The following is an 18,207-nucleotide window of genomic DNA, read 5'->3' on the forward strand; positions in this document are numbered from 1 at the left end:
CGTGAAGGGTGCCGCCGGACAGCACGCGCAATGCGGGCCGGAGCGGTGCCGAACGAGCGCCGCGCGAGCCGTACGCGCGATCCGCGCTGCCCATGCCGCGCGCGCCGCCAGGAGACGAGGGACGATGCGCGCCGCCGCCCATGCGGCCGCGCCCGCCCGCAACCGGAGTACCCCATGCAACGTGTACCGAACCAGCCGTTCACGCGTCCTGCCCGATTCTCCGAAGCCGAATGGCAGGCGCGCGTGCAGCTCGCGGCTGCCTACCGGATCTTCGACCATCTCGGCTGGACCGAACTGATCTACAACCATATCTCGCTGCGCGTGCCGGGCGGGGACGGCCATTTCCTGATCAACCCGTTCGGGCTTCATTACCGCGAGGTGTGCGCATCGAACCTCGTGAAGATCGACATCGACGGCAACGTGATCGGTCACTCCGACTGGCCGATCAATCCGGCGGGCTTCACGTTCCACAGCGCGATCCATGCGGCGCTCCCGGACGCGCACTGCGTGATGCACGTGCACACGACGCCGACGATGGCCGTGTGCTGCTCGCGTGACGGGCTGTCGTTCTCGAATTTCTATTCGGCGCAGCTGTACGGGAAGATCGCGTATCACGACTTCGAGGGCATTACCGTGCATCTCGAGGAAGGCCGACGCATCGTCGACAGCGCCGGCGGGCGGCCCGTGCTGCTGCTGCGCAACCACGGTCCCGTGACGATCGGCGCGACGCTCGCGCAGACCTTCTCGCTGATGTGGCTGCTCAATCGCGCATGCGAGGTGCAGGTCGCGACGCACGCGATCGGCGATGCGCTCGCGATCGCACCGCCCGTGCTCGAGGGCTGTGTACGCGATTCGTTGAATTTCGATCCGAAGCATGGTGCGGGGCAGGATGCGTTCGACGCGTTGCAGCGCATCGTCGATCGTATCGATCCCGGCTATCGCGCATGAGGGTGCGGTGTCGATGCGCTCTCGGCACGATATCGAATTCGATCGCCATGACGAACATTGATTCGTGATGCTCGGCGGCGGGGAAACAAGCGGAATTTGCCGGCCGCAGGTCGGCATGTCGGCATGCCGATATGTCGGGCGGTGCGGGCAAAAAAAACGCGGCCGGCTGGCCGCGTGAATACTCGCAGACTCCTTCGGACGAAGGAAACAAGCAACTGTGAGACGAAGTGTAGCGAAAGGCCGCGCGCGGATTCAGGGTTTCCGCTGCAAAGGTGTCTTCCAGGTTCAGGCAGGCTGGCGGATGACCGGCGGGCTGCCGGAACGGCGGCGATCGACTACCATCATGAAGCGTCCCCGGCCGGGCGGCGCACCACGTCGTACAAGGAGGATTCATGCCGAAGTTGCGTTTGCTCCAGCTGGCGTTGCTCGCGGGCGTGCTCGCTGCCGGCGGTGCCGCCGCCGAAACGGTGCGCCTGTCCGCCAGCCTGCAACCGTCGAGCGAGGTGCCGCCCACCACGACGAAGGGCTCCGGCGGAGTCGCCGCGACCTACGACACGGCCACCCACATGCTCGAGTGGACGGCGACTTACGAACACCTCACGGGGCCGGCCACTGCCGCGCACTTCCACGGGCCCGCGCCGGTCGGCCAGAACGCCGGCGTGCAGGTGCCGATTCCGAAGGACCAGCTCGCGAGCCCGATCAAGGGTTCGAAGGAGCTCACCGATGCGCAGGTCACCGACCTGATGGGCGGCAAGTGGTACTTCAACGTGCACACGAAGGAGCATCCGTCCGGCGAGATTCGCGGGCAGATGATGCCGGCGAACTGACGCCGGTGAATCGAACGGCCGGCGGCCCGCGCGCCGGCGTTTGATATAGAGGCTCCCGTCGAGCGGCGCGGCGACGATCGCACGTACCATCGTCGCACTGCGATCACGGAGTACGTTCGATGAGTTGGCAAAGCAAGTTCGCGTGCTGGCTGCTGCGCTGGCAGTTTCGCCCCGAGACCACGCGCCCGGTGCTCGATCCTGCGCGTGCGCGCCGCTTCACCGACCTCAGAATGTACGTGCCGCGCCGCGCGCCGTCGGGTTACCGGCTGCGCGAATGCTACGGCGCCGCCGACGCGCCGCTGCGCGGCGAATGGCTCGAACGCACCGATACGGTCGCGTCGCGCGGGCCGGGCCGCACGCTGCTGTATTTCCACGGCGGCGGCTATTACTTCTGTTCGACGAAAACCCATCGGCCGCTCGTGTTCGGGCTCACGAAGCGCGCGGGCGTGCGCTCGTTCTCGCTCGACTACCGGCTCGCACCCGAGAACCGCTTCCCGGCCGCGCTCGACGACGCGCTTGCCGCCTACCGGCAACTGCTCGCGCTCGGCACGCCGCCCGAATCGATCGTGGTCGGCGGCGATTCGGCGGGCGGCGGCCTCGCGCTCGCGACGCTCGTCGCACTGCGCGACCGCGGCGAACCGCTGCCGGCCGGCGCGATCCTGTTCTCGCCGTGGACCGATCTGGCCGGCACCGGCGGCACGATGCGCAGCAACGACGGCCGCGACCCGATGTTCTCGGCCGCGGCGCTGCCGAAGGCGGCGAAGCTGTATCTGGGGGACGCGTCGCCGACGCATCCGTACGCGTCGCCGCTCTATGCGGATTTTGCCGGGCTGCCGCCGCTCTTCATCCAGGCCGGCAGCACCGAGGTGCTGCTCGACGATGCGCGCCGCGTGGCGGACCTTGCGAAGGCGGCCGGCGTGCCGGTCGAGCTCGAGGTGTGGCCCGACATGCCGCACGTGTGGCAGCTGTACACGCCGATGGTGCCGGAGTCACGCGCCGCGCTCGACCGGGCGGCCGCGTTCCTGCGCGGCGTCGCGGTCGAGCGGGCGGTTCAGCGCGCGGGCGAGCCGTCGATCGCCTGATACGCGGCCTTCACGGCGACCGAGCCGTACTTGCGCTCGAGCCGGCGCACGGTGAAGTGGCCGTGCGCCATCTGCTGGAAGTGGTCGATGAACAGCGTGTTGACGGTCGCGCCAAGCACCGCGCCAATCGCCGGGATCGACTTCGCGGCCATCTGCTCGGTGACCTGCACCGAGAAGCGCGATGCGACCGTCTGCACGAGCTTGAACACCGCCGCCGAGCCGTGCGCGGCGATTCCTTTCGTCGTGATGTCCGACGACGCCTTCGAGATCGCCTGCGCGAGCGCGCCGCGCAGCACGAAATAACCGAGATCGGCGTCTTCCGCGTCCTTGTCCGGGGTGCCGCCCATCCCGAGCACGGCGAGGCACTGCAGCTGCGTATCCACCGAAGCGAGATCCTCGCCCTCGCTGCGCGCGATGTCGCACACCGACCGGAAGATCAGCGTCGTCGTCACCGGCAGTTCGACCGGCAGCGCGAGGAAGCCGAACGCACCGCCCGCGGCCCCGGTGGTCGCGACCGCGAGCTTGTGCAGCAGGTTGCTCGGCTTCTCGGGCTCCGCGTCGGGGGTCTGCGGCTTGCCGAGCGTGCGCAGCGCGATGTTCAGGCACTTGCGCAGCGCGAGCTGCGTCGCGTCGTTGATCTTGCCGGTCGCGAAATCGGGCAGCCGCGCGATCATCTTCTCGACCGGCGCGCCCAGCACCTTCGTCAGCTTCATCGTCAACGACGGGCTTTCCAGCACCTGTTTCGCGCGCCGCAGCGCGTCCTGGTCCTCCGGCGACAGCGTCGCGGCAGGCGTGATTGAAATCGGTTCCATCACTCTCCTTTGCGGCCGAAGCGGCCCCAGAATCGGCCCCAAACCGTCGCCAGCCTAGATTACTCCGGCGTGCTAGAATTTTGAGATTGTTTGACTCGTCAAAAGTTGCGTCGACAAAAAATGGCCGTCCATACTGCCGCCCACCATTCGAGCGGGCAACTCCTGCCGTTCCGCGAATCGCTGCTGGCGATGATCGGGATCTCGTTCGTCACCATGCTGGTCGCACTCGACCAGACCGTCGTCGGCACCGCGTTGCCGACTATCGTCGCCGAACTCCGTGGCTTCGACCTGTACGCGTGGGTCGCGACCTCGTACCTGCTCAGTTCGGTGATTACCGTGCCGATCTTCGGCCGCCTCGGCGATTATTACGGCAGAAAGCCGTTCGTCATCGCGTCGATCGTCGTGTTCACCGCCGCGTCGGTGCTGTGCGGGATGGCGAACGACATGCTGTATCTGGTGCTCGCGCGCGGCCTGCAGGGGATCGGCGGCGGGATGCTGGTCGGCACCGCGTTCGCGTGCATTCCCGACCTGTTTCCCGATTCCGTCGTACGGTTGCGCTGGCAGGTGCTGATGAGTTCCGCGTTCGGCATCGCGAACGCGGTCGGACCGTCGCTCGGCGGATTCCTGACCCAGTCGTTCGGCTGGCGCTCGGTGTTCTACGTGAACCTGCCGATCGGCGTCCTGTCGCTGTTCTTCGTGTGGCGCTATCTGCCGCACCTGCGGCACGTCGAACACGAGCGCAAGATGCGGCTCGACTGGCCCGGCGCGCTGCTGATCGCGCTGTCGCTCGGCGCACTGCAGCTGTTCGTCGAATGGCTGCCGAAGTACGGCGTGATGAGCTGGGCGTCGCTGCTGCTGGTCGTCGCGGTCGGCGCCGGCATCGGGCTGTGGCAGTGGGAAAAGCGCTGCGCGCAGCCGATTCTGCCGTTCGACATGTTCGGCAACCGCGCGCTGTCCGCGCTGTTCGTGCTCGCGATCCTCGCCGGCTTCTCGATGTTCTCGCTGCTGTTCTACGCGCCGCTGCTGTTCCAGGGCGGCTTCGGGATGTCGCCGAAGGAGGCCGGGCTCGTGATCACGCCGCTCGTCGTGTTCATCACGATCGGCAGCATCATGAACGGCCGCGTCGTCACGCGCATCCGCAATCCGAACGCGATGCTGCACGTCGGCTTCGTGCTGTTCGCGATCGCGTGCGCGGGAATCGTCGTGTCGACCCACACCACGCCGACCTGGGTGCTGATGGCGCTGATGGTCGCCGGCGGAATCGGCCTCGGCTTCGTGCTGCCGAACCTCACCGTGTTCGCGCAACAGACGGCCGGCCGCGAGCACCTCGGCATTGCCACCGCGCTGCTGCAGTCGCTGCGGATGGTCGGCGGGATGGTCGGCACCGCGCTCACGGGCACGCTCGTCAACCAGCTGTATTCGAGCGGCGTGCGCGATGCGCTGTCGAGCGACCACGCACTGCAGTGGCATGCGCGGCTCGCCGATCCGCAGATCCTGATCGACCGCGCCGCGCAAGGCGGTCTGGTCGCGGAGCTGACCCGCGCCGGGCATAATGGCGCGCTGCTGCTGGAAGCGGCCCGCGAATCGCTGGTCGGCGCGATCCACCTGGGTGTCGCGATGGCGGCCGTCGTCGCCGTGGTGTCGGTGTGGCAGTGCCGCCGCGTGCCGCCGATCGCGCTGCGGCGCAAGATCGAACCGCATGTCGCGGCCGATTGACCGATTCACCGATTGAACGAGTAGAAATCAGCGCATGGAAGAACAGGACCGCGTCGCGATCTTGCAGCAATTCGGACGCACGTATCGCGCGTTCATGACCGCATTCGAAACGCAGGTCGGGCAGCCGATGCCCCGCTGGCGGATCATGGTCGCGCTGGACACGATGGGCGGGCATTCGTCGCAGAAGAAGCTCGTCGAGGTGCTGCGCATCGATCCGGGCGCGCTCACGCGCCAGCTGAAGTCGCTCGATGCGCTCGGCTGGATCGAGCGCGCATCCGATGCCCGCGACAACCGCGTGACCAACGTCACGCTGACCACCGCCGGCCGCGCCGCGTTCGACGCGTGCCTGCCGCGCCGCCAGGCGTTTCTCAACCAGACGGTGGCGCAGTTGCCGGATGACGTACTGAATGCGCTGTCGGGTGCGCTGGCGATGCTGGAATCGCGGATTGCGGATGCCGGCTCGACGCCGGCATCGCACTGAAGCGCGGGAACGGCAGGAAGGGCGGGAAGGCAGGAAGGGCGGGAAGGCAGGAAGGGTGCGACGGGGCACGCCCGTCGGCCGATCGCGACCGGCGGCGCGGGTTGCGGGCTGCTTGAACCCGCTGCCGGCCGCCGCTTCACTTCATCTCATTTCACTTCAACGCGATTCACAGCTCGATGCGCGTGCCGAGCAGCACGAGGAACTGCGCGAGCCATGCAGGATGCGCGGGCCACGCGGGCGCGGTGACGAACGGCGCATCGGTCACGGCTGCATCGACCGGGATGTCCGCATATTCGCCGCCCGCGAGCTTCACTTCGGGTGCGCAGGCCGGGTAGGCCGAGATGCGCTTGCCGCGGATCACGTCGGCGGCCGCGAGCAGCTGCGCCGCGTGGCAGATCGCGGCGATCGGCTTGCCGGCTTCCGCGAACGCGCGCACCAGCGCGATCACCTTTGAATCGAGACGCAGGTATTCGGGTGCGCGGCCGCCGGCGATCGCGAGCGCGTCGTAGCCCGACGCGTCGACGTCGTCGAACGTCGCGTTCAGCGTGAAGTTGTGGCCGGGCTTTTCGGTGTAGGTCTGGTCGCCTTCGAAATCGTGGATCGCGGTCTTGATCTTGTCGCCCGCGCGCTTGCCCGGGCAGACTGCATCGACGTGATGGCCGACAGCTTGCAGCGCCTGGAACGGCACCATCGTTTCGTAGTCTTCGGCGAAATCACCGGTCAGGAACAGGATCTTCTTCGCGGCCATGGCTTTCTCCATTGAACAGCGTTGAGGGTCCGTTCGCGCCGCGAGCGGCAGACGATGCACCGGCGGCGAAGCGGCCCCGAGGACGAATGCGCAGTGTACTCCGGCAGATTGAAGCGCGCGTGACGGCCGCCCCGCGCGGCGGCGGGGCGGCGCGTGCGATGCGTCAGAAGAAGGTTTCGACGACTTCCGTCACGCGGAACTGCGGATCGAGGACGAGCAGCTGGCGCCACTTGTCGAACGTCAGGCACGGGTGCGAGATGTCGAACGCGACCATGTCGCCGACCTTCACGTCCGCACCGGGCGGAATCTGCAGGTACGCGTGCTGGTCCATCATCCCGGTGACGGCCCAGCCTTCGCTCGCGGCGACGTCGCGCGGCGCGCTGTCGCGGCCCGGGCGGAAGTGGCGCGCCGGCTCGGGCAGGCCGGCGTCGAACGCCGCGTCGCGCTTGCCGAGCGCGATGATCGCGCGGTCGGGTTCCGGCACCGACTGCACGTACGCCCACAACTGCAGCGCGGGCAGCAGGCCCTCGCCCATCCTGCGTGCGATCGGGTTGCGCGCGAACACGTCGGTCTGCGCCTTCTTGTAGATGCCGACGTCGTGCGTCAGGTAGCAGCCCGGACGCAGCACGACTTCCGCGAAACCGGCGTCGGACGCCTTCGCGAATTCCTCCGCGACCACGTCGTACCACGCCGAGCCGGCGCCCGACAGGATCGCCGGCGTGCGCGCGAAGCGGCCGGCTTCGGCCAGCTCGCGCGTGAGTGCGACGGCGTCCTGCAGGAACGCGCGGATCTCGCCTTCCTCCTTCAGCACGCCTTCGTACAGTTCGATGCCGGCCAGCTTCAGCGTGTCCGGATAGCGCGCGATCGCGTCGAGCACGGCGGTGCGCTGCGCGGCATCGCGCACGCCCGCTCGGCCGCCCGGCACGCCGAGTTCGATCAGCACGTTCAGCGTCTTTTTCGCGTCGCCGAAGAAGCGGCCGAGCTGGTCGACGCTGTCGGCGGAATCGACGAGACAGAAAAACTCGAATTCGGGATCGGACAGCAGCCCCGCGATGATCGTCATGTTCTGGCGGCCAACCAGCTGGTTCGCGAGCAGCACGCGGCGCACGCCGCCGTGATACGCGGCCTGCGTCTGGTGCGCGGTCGCGAGCGTGATGCCCCAGGCGCCGGCGGCGAGCTGGCGGCGGAACAGTTGCGGCGCCATCGTCGTCTTGCCGTGCGGCGCGAACTGCACGCCGTACTGCTGGACGAACGCCTGCATCCAGTTCAGATTGTGTTCGATGCGATCCGCGTACAGCACCGCTGCCGGCAGGCTGACGTCTTCCGCGAGCAGGCTCCACTCGAGGCGGCCTGCGTCGTCGAGCGGCACGCTCGCGCTCGGCAGGTTGCCGAGACCCTTGCCCAACGGATTGATTGTCGGTTCCTGATAGTTTGTAACTTTCATCTCACTCCGCTCCATCATCACTATGCATTGCACTGAAGTTGACATGCAGATGGTACAGAAAGTAGCATCGGCGCGGTGATGTTATTTAGTAACATGAAGCGCCGCACCCGCTGCCATACCCGGCGCCACACCCTTTTCAGCAGATGAATACGCCCGCCACCCCGTCCGTTCCGTTCGCAGCCGAGCAGGCCCCGGCCGCCCAGCCGGTCCTCGATATCGTCGCGCGGATCGCCGAATGCGCGCCCGAGCTGCGCGAAGCCGAACGCAAGGTCGCCGCGTTCATCCTGGCCGATCTGGCGCGCGCCGCGCATGCGAGCATCGGCGCGCTGGCGCGCGACGCGGAGGTCAGCGTCGCGACGGTCACGCGCTTCGCGAAGGCCGTCGGCTGCCGCGACGTGCGCGAACTGAAGGTGCTGGTCGCGCAGGCAGCGGCCGTCGGTCAGCGCTTCCTCGTGCCGTCCGACGAGCAGGCCGACGACGACGCGAGCCCGGCATCGGTCGTCTACGACGAGATCCGCGTGGCGCTTGCGCACAATCACCAGTTGCTGCGCAACACGTCGTTCGACGCGGCGGCCGATCTCCTTGCCGGCGCGAAGATGATCTATGTGTACGGGCAGGGCGGCGGCTCGACCGCGCTCGCCGACGAACTGCGCTTCCGGCTCGTGCGCTTCGGCCGGCCGGTCGCCAGCTACCAGGACAGCCTGCTGCAGCGAATGGTGTCGGCGACGCTGTCGCGCGATGCCGTGGTCGTCGCGTTGTCGGTGAGCGGCCGCGTGCCCGAGCTGCTCGAGAGCTGCCGCCTCGCGAAGCGCTACGGCGCGCAGCTGATCGCGATCACCGCGCCGGCGTCGCCGCTCGCGAAGCTGGCCGATCACCTGATCCCCGTCGTCGCGTTCGAAACCGATTTCATTTACAAGCCGTCGACCTCGCGCTACGCGATGATGATGGCGATCGACGTGCTCGTCACCGGAGTCGCGCTGCGGCTCGGCGATGCGGGCCGAGAATCGCTGCGCCGCATCAAGCATGCGCTCGATGCGCACCGCGGCGGCGGAGACCGTCAACCGGTAGGAGACTGACCATGCATTCGCATCCCGAAGCCGCCGATACGCTGATCGTCGGTGCGCAGCTGTACGACGGCACCGGCGCGCCGCCCGTCACGCGCGACGTCGCGATCCGCAACGGCGTGATCGCCGCGATCGGCAACCTGTCGAACTGGCTCGCCGAGACCGTCGTCGATGCGAACGGCCGCGCGCTCGCGCCCGGGTTCGTCGACGTGCACACGCACGACGACACGCACGTGATCCGCGCGCCGGAGATGCTGCCGAAAATTTCGCAGGGCGTGACCACCGTGATCGTCGGCAACTGCGGGATCAGCGCATCGCCGGTGACGCTCGCGGGCGACCCGCCCGACCCGATGAACCTGCTCGGCGAGCGCGACGCGTTCCGCTATCCGACCTTCGCCGCCTATGTCGCGGCGGTGAACGATGCGCGCCCGGCGGTGAACGTCGCGGCGCTCGTCGGGCACACCGCGCTGCGCAACAATCAGATGGACCGTCTCGACCGCGCGGCAACTGACGGCGAGATCGCCGGCATGCGCACGCAGCTCGAGGAGGCGCTCGCGAACGGTGCGCTCGGGCTGTCGTCGGGTCTCGCTTACGGCTCCGCGTTCGCGGCGCCGGCGGAGGAAGTGATGGCGCTCGCCGAGCCGCTCGCGAAGGCCGGCGCGCTGTACACGACGCACATGCGCACCGAGTTCGACGCGATCCTCGATGCGATGGACGAGGCGTACCGCGTCGGCCGTCACGCGCAGGTGCCGGTCGTGATCTCGCACCTGAAGTGCGCGGGCCCGTCGAACTGGGGCCGCAGCGCCGAGGTGCTCGCGTCCCTCGAAGGCGCGCGCCGGTACCAGCCGGTCGGCTGCGACTGCTATCCGTACAGCCGCAGTTCGTCGACGCTCGACCTGAAGCAGGTGACGGGCGACATCGACATCACGATCACGTGGTCGGAGCCGCATCCGGAAGTCGCCGGCAAGCTGCTGAAGGCGATCGCGGCCGACTGGGGCGTGACCGAACAGGAGGCCGCGCAGCGGATCCGCCCGGCCGGCGCCGTGTACCACAACATGTCCGAGGACGACGTGCGGCGGATCCTGTCGCACCCGGCGACCATGGTCGGTTCGGACGGCCTGCCGAACGATCCGCTGCCGCACCCGCGGCTGTGGGGCGCGTTCCCGCGCGTGCTGGGTCATTACGTGCGCGACACGAACCTGCTGCCGCTCGAGGAAGCGATCCGCAAGATGACGTCGCTGTCCGCGCGCCGCTACGGGATCGCGCGGCGCGGCGAAGTGCACGTCGGTTATCACGCGGATCTCGTGCTGTTCGATCCGGCACGCGTGATCGACGCGGCGACGTTCGACAAGCCGCAGCAGCCCGCGCACGGGATCGACGCCGTGTGGGTGAACGGCGTGCTGACTTACGAAAACGGTCAGCCGACCGGCGAGCGTGCGGGCGGTTTCGTCGCGCGCGGCGAACGCGTGCCGGCGAGTGCCGAAGCGGCGTTCTGAGCGCACGGCGTCCGCCGATATTCCGCGTGCGCCGCGTCCGGCGCGCGCATTCGCAACGAAACGGAACTGAAACAGGAGTGAATACGATGAAGCGATATGGCGTGGGCGAAGCGAAGGGCACCGGCGGCCAGGTGATGCCGTTTGCGCGTGCGGTCGAGGCCGACGGCTGGCTGTACGTGTCGGGCCAGACGCCGATGGTGAACGGCGAGGTGGTCGAAGGCGGGATCGTCACGCAGTCGAAGCAGACGATCGAGAACGTGATCGCGATCCTGAAGGAAGCCGGCTACGGGCTCGAGCACGTCGTGCGCTGCGGCGTGTGGCTCGACGACGCGCGCGATTTCGCGTCGTTCAACAAGGTGTTCGTGTCGTACTTCGGCGAGCATCCGCCGGCGCGTGCCTGTGTTCAGTCGAGCATGGTCATCGACTGCAAGGTCGAGGTCGATTGCATCGCTTACAAGGCGCCGGCGAAGTAACGCGCCCGCGCATCCTCTGCGCACAGTGAAACAGCCCCGTCGGCGCGAGCCGGCGGGGCTGTTTCGTTTCGGGCGGGCCGCGGCCGCTGGCCGCTATCGTCTGCTTGCGACCCTCACTGCCGCGCCGTCCGCGCGTTATCCGGCATCGGCTGGTTGTAATTCGTACGGAACGGATTGATGTCGAGCCCGCCGCGGCGCGTATAGCGCGCATACACCGCGAGCTTCACCGGTTTGCACGCATGCAGGATGTCGAGAAAGATGCGCTCGACGCACTGCTCGTGAAAGCCCGTGTGATTGCGGAACGAGATGATGTAGCGCAGCAGCCCCGCGTGATCGATCTGCGGCCCCACGTAGTGAATCTGCACGCTGCCCCAGTCCGGCTGGCCGGTGACCGGGCAGTTCGAGCGCAGCAGGTCGGACACGAGCGTTTCCTCGACCGGCGCTTCGATCTCGGCGTCAGCCGCCGACAGCAGCGACGGATCGGGTTCGTACACGTCGGTGTCGAGGTCGAGCCGGTCGAGCGACAGCCCGTCGAGCTCTTCCATCTCGAGCTTGCCGAAATCGTGCGGCGACACGAGCTGCACCGACACGGTCGCGCCGCATGCGGCCGACACGTCGCGCTTCAGCACGTCGCGCACCGCGTCGACGGAGTCGAATTTCGATTGCGCGAACGAGCCGAGATACAGCTTGAACGACTTCGATTCGACGATGTTCGGCGATTCGGCCGGCACGTAGAACGTCGCGACCGCGAGCTGCGGCTTGCCGCGCGCGTTGAGCCACGACAGCTCGTATGCGTTCCAGATGTCGGTGCCGAAGAACGGCAGCGCCGACGTGATGCCGAGCTGCTCGCGCGCCCCGGCGCGCGGGATCGGGAACAGCAGCGCCGCGTCGTACTGCGCCGCGTAGACGGTGGCCTTGCCGAGCGGGGAATGTTCGGGATTCATTGCACGAAACCTTTACGACAGGAAGAGACGGTACGCCGGATTGGCGCTCTCTTCGACATACGGATAGCCGAGCGCCGCGAGGAAGCGTTCGAACTCGGCACGATCGGCCTGCGGCACCTGCAGCCCGACGAGGATCGAGCTGTAGTCCGCGCCCTGGTTACGGTAGTGGAACAGGCTGATGTTCCAGTCCGGCGCCATCGACGACAGGAACTTCATCAGCGCGCCCGGCCGCTCCGGAAATTCGAAGCGGAACAGGCGTTCGTCGAGCGCGAGCGGCGAGCGGCCGCCGACCATGTAGCGGATATGTTCCTTCGACAGCTCATCGTGCGTCAGGTCGACGGTCTTGAAGCCGTGCGACTCGAAGTTCGCGGCGATCTCGGCCGATTCGCCGCGCCGCTTGATCTGCACGCCGACGAAGATATGCGCGGACTTCTCGTCGGCGATCCGGTAGTTGAACTCGGTGACGTTGCGATCGCCGACCAGCGAGCAGAAGCGCTTGAAACTGCCGCGCTCCTCGGGAATCGTGACGGCGAACACGGCTTCGCGCGCCTCGCCGACTTCCGCGCGCTCCGCGACGAAGCGCATCCGGTCGAAGTTCATGTTGGCGCCGGACGTCACGGCGACGAGCGTCTGGTTCTCGATCCCTTCCCGTTCCGCGTAGCGCTTCGCGCCTGCGACCGCGAGCGCGCCGGACGGTTCGAGCACGCTGCGCGTGTCCTGGAACACGTCCTTGATCGCCGCGCACAGTGCATCGGTGTCGACCGTCACCACGCCGTCGAGGAATTCGCTGCAGAGCCGGAAGGTTTCCTCGCCGACGAGCTTCACCGCGGTACCGTCGGCGAACAGGCCGACTTCGGCAAGCTCGACGCGCTTGCCCGCCTGCAGCGACTGCGCCATCGCGCACGAATCCTCGGCCTGCACGCCGAACACCTTGATCTCCGGACGCACGGCCTTCACGTAGGCCGCCACGCCGGACGCGAGGCCGCCGCCGCCGATCGGCACGAAGATCGCGTGAATCGGGCCCTGGTGCTGGCGGAGGATTTCCATCGCGATCGTGCCCTGGCCGGCGATCACGTAAGGATCGTCGAACGGGTGGACGAAGGTCAGGTCGCGCTCGGCCTGCACCTTCACCGCGTGCGCGTACGCATCGCTGTACGACTCGCCGGCCTGGATCACCTCGACGCTCGGGCCGCCGTGCGCGCGCACCGCGTCGACCTTCACCTGCGGCGTCGTGACGGGCACGACGATCACGGCCTTGATGCCCATCCGCGCCGCAGAGAACGCGACGCCTTGCGCATGGTTGCCGGCCGACGCCGTAATCACGCCGCGCGCGAGCGCGTCGGCCGGAATGTGCGCCATCTTGTTGTACGCGCCGCGCAGCTTGAACGAGAACACCGGCTGGTTGTCCTCGCGCTTCAGGTACACGGGGTTGCGCAGCCGGGCCGACAGGTTGCGGGCGGGTTCGAGTTCCGTCTCGAGCGCGACGTCGTAGACGCGCGCGGTGAGGATTTTCTTCAGGTAATCGTGGGATGCCATGGGCGCTCGCGTGCGGTGCGGAAGCTGACGGTAAAGGATCAATGATAGCGCCAAGGGTCCGCCCGCATGCAAGCGGCATGCCGGCGCGCGGCCGCGGAGCCGCGCCGGCGGGCGTGTTTGTCGCGCGGCGCGTCCTTTTTTACCGGTTTAACCGCGCGGTTACCGACCGGACGGACGGCGAATGGCGGCGCAAAACCGCGCCGAGCCAGGCCTGGCGCGGGTTGCGCCGAAAGCCCCACGACCTGTCCGGCGTGTCACGGACGGCCCGATCATGGGTTAGAATTCCGTTTTGAATCAAGGATCGGAAGATGCAGAGGCACCCTCGGATCGCCCCGTTGAAGCCGTCGCCGCGCGCAGCCAGTCCCGCGGCGGAACGGCATGCGCGCCGCGCGCGATCGTGCTGATGGCTCCGAGTGCCGCCAGGCCCTGCCGGCCAGGAACGGTGAGTGAAGACCCGCTCCGGCCCCATGCGAGATAGTCGCCGGCCTGGCACGAGAACAGATTTCCCCAAGATTGCGCCTACGCGCTTGCCGACGCCCGTGCACGGTGTATCGGCCCTCCGAGTCGTCCGAACATGAACGCACCACAAGTTTTCGATCCGCATGGCGCGGCCGCCGCCGTCGCCGCCGACCCCGCGCCCCGTCTGCGCGAGATTCCCTACAACTACACGTCCTTCTCCGATCGCGAGATCGTGATCCGCCTGCTCGGCGCGGAGGCGTGGTCGGTGCTCGACGAGCTGCGCGCGGAACGCCGCACGGGCCGCTCGGCACGGATGCTGTATGAAGTGCTCGGCGATATCTGGGTCGTACGCCGCAACCCGTATCTGCAGGACGACCTGCTCGACAACCCGAAGCGCCGCGCGCTGTTGATCGAGGCGCTGAATCACCGCCTGACGGAGATCGGCAAGCGCCGCCGCGCCGATCTGACCGCGCACCGCGACGACGCCGGCCGCGAACGCGCCGAACGCGTCGAGATGCTGGAAGCCGCCGCGCAGCGCGCGGTCGACGAATTCGCCGATGAATTCGACAAGATGGCCGACCTGCGCCGCCGCGCGACCAAGGCGCTCGGCCGCTGCACGCAGAAGGACAACATCCGCTTCGACGGGCTGTCGCGCGTGTCGCATGTGACCGATGCGACCGACTGGCGCGTCGAATACCCGTTCGTCGTGCTGACCCCCGATACCGAAGCCGAGATCGCCGCGCTGATCAAGGCATGCTTCGAACTCGGCCTGACCGTGATCCCGCGCGGCGGCGGCACGGGTTACACGGGCGGCGCAGTGCCGCTCACGCCGTTCTCCGCGGTGATCAACACCGAGAAGCTCGAACAGCTCGGCGCGGTCGAGCTGACCGAACTGCCGGGCGTCGCGCACAAGGTGCCGACGATCTTCTCAGGCGCGGGCGTCGTCACGCGCCGCGTGACCGAAGCGGCCGAAGCGGCCGGCTACGTGTTCGCGGTCGATCCGACCTCGCTCGACGCATCGTGCATCGGCGGCAACGTCGCGATGAACGCGGGCGGCAAGAAGGCCGTGCTGTGGGGCACCGCGCTCGACAACCTGGCCTGGTGGCGGATGGTCGACCCGGACGGCAACTGGCTCGAAGTCACGCGCCACGAGCACAACCAGGGCAAGATCCACGACATCGCGGTCGCTCGCTTCGAGCTGAAGTGGTTCGACGGCGCGTATGCGCCGGGCGAGAAGCTGCTCAAGACCGAAATGCTCGAGATCGAAGGCCGCCGGTTCCGCAAGGAAGGCCTCGGCAAGGACGTGACCGACAAGTTCCTCGCCGGCCTGCCGGGCGTGCAGAAGGAAGGCTGCGACGGGCTCATCACGTCCGCGCGCTGGGTGCTGCACAAGATGCCCGCGCACACGCGCACCGTCTGCCTCGAATTCTTCGGCCAGGCGCGCGAGGCGATCCCGAGCATCGTCGAAATCAAGGACTACCTGTTCGAAACGTCGAAGCAGGGCGGCGCGATCCTCGCGGGTCTCGAACACCTCGACGAGCGCTACCTGCGCGCGGTCGGCTATGCGACCAAGAGCAAGCGCAATGCCTTCCCGAAGATGGTGCTGATCGGCGACATCGTCGGCGATGACGCCGATGCGGTCGCGCACGCGACGTCCGAAGTGATCCGGATGGCGAACGGCAAGAGCGGGGAAGGGTTCGTCGCGATCAGCGCGGAGGCGCGCAAGCGCTTCTGGCTCGACCGCAGCCGCACGGCCGCGATCGCGAAGCACACCAACGCGTTCAAGATCAACGAAGACGTCGTGATCCCGCTGAACCGGATGGGCGAGTACACCGACGGCATCGAGCGGATCAACATCGAGCTGTCGCTGAAGAACAAGCTGCAGCTGGTCGATGCGCTCGAAGCGTTCTTCCGTGCCGGCAACCTGCCGCTCGGCAAGACCGACGACGCGAACGAGATCCCGAGCGCCGAACTGCTGGAAGACCGCGTGCAGCAGGCGCTGGAGTTGCTCAAGCGCGTGCGTGCGCGCTGGGAGTTCGTGCGCGACCGGCTCGACCAGCCGCTGCGCGAGGCGCAGCACTACCTCGTGCAGCTTGGCTACGAGGCGCTCGCCGAGAAGTTCGCCGATCGCGCGGACGAGCAGCCGGGCGCGACCGTGTTCCACATCACGCAGGACCGCACGGTCCGCATCTCGTGGAAGCAGGAGATCCGCGCGGAACTGCGCGCGATCTTCAACGGCGGTGCGTTCAAGCACATCCTCGACGAAGCGCAGGCGATCCACAAGCGGGTGCTGCGCGGCCGCGTGTTCGTCGCGCTGCACATGCACGCGGGCGACGGCAACGTCCACACCAACATCCCGGTCAACTCCGACAACTACGAGATGCTGCAGGACGCCCACGCGTCGGTCGCCCGCATCATGACGCTCGCGCGCTCGCTCGACGGCGTGATCTCCGGCGAACACGGGATCGGCATCACGAAGCTCGAGTTCCTGACCGACGACGAGATCGCCGAATTCCGCGCGTACAAGCAGCGCGTCGACCCGAACGGCCGCTTCAACAAGGGCAAGCTGCTCGACGGCGCCGACCTGCGCAATGCGTACACGCCCAGCTTCGGGCTGATGGGCTACGAGTCGCTGATCATGCAGCAGTCCGACATCGGCGCGATCGCCGATTCGGTGAAGGACTGCCTGCGCTGCGGCAAGTGCAAGCCGGTGTGCGCGACCCACGTGCCGCGCGCGAACCTGCTGTACAGCCCGCGCAACAAGATCCTCGCGACTTCGCTGCTGGTCGAGGCGTTCCTGTACGAAGAGCAGACGCGCCGCGGCGTGTCGATCAAGCACTGGGATGAGTTCAACGACGTGGCCGACCACTGCACGGTGTGCCACAAGTGCGCGACGCCGTGCCCGGTGAAGATCGACTTCGGCGACGTCACGATGAACATGCGCAACCTGTTGCGCAAGATGGGCAAAAAGAAGTTCAACGCCGGCAATGCGGCGGGCATGTTCTTCCTGAACGCGACCAATCCGCAGACGATCAACGCCGCGCGCAGCGTGATGATGGGCGTCGGCTACAAGGTGCAGCGTTTCGCGAACGACATGCTGAAGAAGGTCGTGACGAAGCAGACGCAGCACCCGCCCGCGACGACCGGCAAGCCGCCGGCGGTCGAGCAGGTGATCCACTTCGTCAACAAGAAGATGCCGGGCAACCTGCCGAAGAAGACGGCGCGTGCGCTGCTCGACATCGAGGACAACAAGATCGTGCCGATCATCCGCAACCCGAAGTCGACGACCGTCGATTCGGAAGCGGTGTTCTACTTCCCGGGCTGCGGCTCCGAGCGCCTGTTCTCGCAGGTCGGGCTGGCGACGCAGGCGATGCTGTGGGAAGCGGGCGTGCAGACCGTGCTGCCGCCGGGCTACCTGTGCTGCGGTTATCCGCAGCGCGGCTCGGGCCAGTACGACAAGGCCGAGAAGATCGTCACCGACAACCGCGTGCTGTTCCACCGGGTCGCGAACACGCTGAACTACCTCGACATCAAGACGGTGGTCGTGTCGTGCGGCACCTGCTACGACCAGCTCGCCGGGTATGAATTCGACAAGATCTTCCCGGGCTGCCGGATCATCGACATCCACGAGTTCCTGCTCGAGAAGGGGATGAAGCTCGACGGCGTGACGGGCACGCGCTACATGTATCACGACCCGTGCCACACGCCGATCAAGACGATGGATCCGGTCAAGCTCGTCAACGAGCTGATGGGTGCGGAGAAAGACGGCTACAAGATCGAGAAGAACGATCGCTGCTGCGGTGAGTCGGGCACGCTCGCGGTCACGCGTCCGGACATCTCCACGCAGGTCCGCTTCCGCAAGGAAGAGGAACTCCGCAAGGGCGCCGCGAAGCTGCGCGCGATTCCCGTCGTGGCCGGCGACGTGCCGCCGCCGGCCGCCGCGAGCGCGACCGGCCCGGACGTGAAGATCCTCACGAGCTGCCCGTCGTGCCTGCAGGGCCTGTCGCGCTACAACGAGGACGCGAACATCGAGGCCGACTACATCGTGGTCGAAATCGCGCGCCAGGTGCTCGGCGAGAACTGGATGGCCGATTATGTCGCACACGCGAACAATGGCGGGATCGAGCGCGTGCTGGTCTAATGCGGGCATGACGACCGTCCGGTCGGGCAACGGATG

14 protein-coding genes are annotated in these 18,207 nt (G+C 67.4%); 9 read left to right on the top strand and 5 right to left on the bottom strand.

The features are described from left to right. The first annotated feature begins 174 nt into the window (after positions 1 to 174). The 3 genes from C7H84_RS14155 to C7H84_RS14165 all read left to right on the top strand — a co-directional run bounded on the left by C7H84_RS14155 (position 175) and on the right by C7H84_RS14165 (position 2,857). Complete coding sequence (locus tag C7H84_RS14155) at positions 175 to 948, top strand: class II aldolase/adducin family protein (RefSeq protein WP_121859374.1); 774 nt, start codon at positions 175 to 177, stop codon at positions 946 to 948. Between the two features lie 392 nt (positions 949 to 1,340). Beyond that, positions 1,341 to 1,775, top strand: a complete 435-nt coding sequence (locus C7H84_RS14160) for a CHRD domain-containing protein (RefSeq protein ID WP_121859375.1) — start codon at positions 1,341 to 1,343, stop codon at positions 1,773 to 1,775. Between the two features lie 119 nt (positions 1,776 to 1,894). Beyond that, positions 1,895 to 2,857, top strand: coding sequence for an alpha/beta hydrolase (locus C7H84_RS14165; RefSeq protein ID WP_121859376.1), 963 nt, complete (start codon positions 1,895 to 1,897; stop codon positions 2,855 to 2,857). On the opposite strand, the gene C7H84_RS14170 is transcribed toward C7H84_RS14165, so the two are convergent. Next, positions 2,827 to 3,669, bottom strand: a complete 843-nt coding sequence (locus tag C7H84_RS14170; RefSeq protein ID WP_121859377.1) for an EcsC family protein — start codon at positions 3,667 to 3,669, stop codon at positions 2,827 to 2,829. The two genes, C7H84_RS14165 and C7H84_RS14170, sit on opposite strands and share 31 nt — an antisense overlap. Positions 3,670 to 3,789: 120 nt before the next feature. Between C7H84_RS14170 and C7H84_RS14175 the strand changes: the two genes are divergently transcribed. Together C7H84_RS14175 and C7H84_RS14180 are read left to right on the top strand one after the other, a co-directional pair. After that, positions 3,790 to 5,385, top strand: a complete 1,596-nt coding sequence (locus C7H84_RS14175) for an MDR family MFS transporter (protein WP_121859378.1) — start codon at positions 3,790 to 3,792, stop codon at positions 5,383 to 5,385. A gap of 34 nt (positions 5,386 to 5,419) precedes the next feature. Next, complete coding sequence (locus C7H84_RS14180) at positions 5,420 to 5,866, top strand: MarR family winged helix-turn-helix transcriptional regulator (RefSeq protein ID WP_121859379.1); 447 nt, start codon at positions 5,420 to 5,422, stop codon at positions 5,864 to 5,866. Positions 5,867 to 6,032: 166 nt separating this feature from the next. On the opposite strand, the gene C7H84_RS14185 is transcribed toward C7H84_RS14180, so the two are convergent. Continuing rightward, positions 6,033 to 6,614 carry a DJ-1/PfpI family protein gene (locus tag C7H84_RS14185; protein WP_121859380.1) on the bottom strand — a complete coding sequence of 194 codons (582 nt, stop codon included), beginning with the start codon at positions 6,612 to 6,614 and terminating at the stop codon, positions 6,033 to 6,035. 163 nt (positions 6,615 to 6,777) lie between these two features. After that, on the bottom strand, positions 6,778 to 8,058 hold the full coding sequence (locus C7H84_RS14190) for an amino acid deaminase (RefSeq protein ID WP_121859381.1): 1,281 nt from the start codon (positions 8,056 to 8,058) through the stop codon (positions 6,778 to 6,780). Positions 8,059 to 8,201: 143 nt separating this feature from the next. On the opposite strand from C7H84_RS14190, the gene C7H84_RS14195 reads away from it, so the two are divergent. The 3 genes from C7H84_RS14195 (at position 8,202) to C7H84_RS14205 (ending at position 11,091) form a co-directional block, all read left to right on the top strand. Further along, positions 8,202 to 9,134 (top strand): MurR/RpiR family transcriptional regulator, encoded by a 933-nt coding sequence (locus tag C7H84_RS14195; RefSeq protein WP_121859382.1) that lies wholly within the window; start codon positions 8,202 to 8,204, stop codon positions 9,132 to 9,134. A 2-nt stretch (positions 9,135 to 9,136) separates the two neighbouring features. Continuing rightward, the gene (locus C7H84_RS14200) at positions 9,137 to 10,618 is read left to right on the top strand and encodes a D-aminoacylase (RefSeq protein ID WP_121859383.1); all 1,482 of its coding nucleotides are present in this window, start codon (positions 9,137 to 9,139) and stop codon (positions 10,616 to 10,618) included. 86 nt (positions 10,619 to 10,704) lie between these two features. Further along, entirely contained in the window at positions 10,705 to 11,091 is a 387-nt protein-coding gene (locus tag C7H84_RS14205; RefSeq protein ID WP_006751946.1) for a Rid family hydrolase, read from the top strand. A 113-nt stretch (positions 11,092 to 11,204) separates the two neighbouring features. Here the strand turns inward: C7H84_RS14205 and queF are convergent, their stop codons facing one another. Together queF and ilvA are read right to left on the bottom strand one after the other, a co-directional pair. After that, positions 11,205 to 12,035, bottom strand: coding sequence for an NADPH-dependent 7-cyano-7-deazaguanine reductase QueF (gene queF / locus C7H84_RS14210; protein WP_121859384.1), 831 nt, complete (start codon positions 12,033 to 12,035; stop codon positions 11,205 to 11,207). Between the two features lie 12 nt (positions 12,036 to 12,047). Next, positions 12,048 to 13,571, bottom strand: coding sequence for a threonine ammonia-lyase, biosynthetic (gene ilvA / locus C7H84_RS14215; protein WP_121859385.1), 1,524 nt, complete (start codon positions 13,569 to 13,571; stop codon positions 12,048 to 12,050). Between the two features lie 574 nt (positions 13,572 to 14,145). On the opposite strand from ilvA, the gene C7H84_RS14225 reads away from it, so the two are divergent. Further along, on the top strand, positions 14,146 to 18,171 hold the full coding sequence (locus C7H84_RS14225) for an FAD/FMN-binding oxidoreductase (protein WP_121859386.1): 4,026 nt from the start codon (positions 14,146 to 14,148) through the stop codon (positions 18,169 to 18,171). Positions 18,172 to 18,207: the final 36 nt, after the last annotated feature.

Origin of the sequence: Burkholderia sp. Nafp2/4-1b, assembly GCF_003635165.1 — a bacterium.
Lineage (GTDB): Bacteria > Pseudomonadota > Gammaproteobacteria > Burkholderiales > Burkholderiaceae > Burkholderia.